Source organism: Pseudomaricurvus sp. HS19 (assembly GCF_009857815.1).
Classification (GTDB): Bacteria; Pseudomonadota; Gammaproteobacteria; order Pseudomonadales; family Cellvibrionaceae; genus Pseudomaricurvus.
The window spans coordinates 1-285 of the sequence record NZ_WVVW01000024.1; the positions used below are offsets into that span (position 1 = coordinate 1).

Below are 285 nucleotides of genomic sequence, written 5' to 3' on the forward strand. Positions count from 1 at the left end.
GGATGGTCATTACACCTTCGACCCGTCCAATGCAGCCTATCAGAACCTTGCAGCGGGTGAACCCTATGATGTGGTGATTCCAATCACGGTGACGGACGCCACCGGTGCGAACACTACCCGCAGTGATGCCATAACTATTCACCTGACCGGGACCAATGATGCTCCGGTGGTGAATCATGTGGTCACCAGCCAGGTCGCTACCGAAGATGCAGCCTTCAGCTTTGCGCTGCCGGCGGATACTTTCGGTGATATCGACACGGGCGACAGCCTGACCCTGAGTGCTAC

Annotated in this window: 1 protein-coding gene; it reads left to right on the plus strand. The window is 56.8% G+C overall.

Annotated elements, in window-relative coordinates:
• A partial coding sequence (locus GSF27_RS17670) for a VCBS domain-containing protein (protein ID WP_160971390.1) occupies positions 1–285 on the plus strand: 285 nt, incomplete at both ends.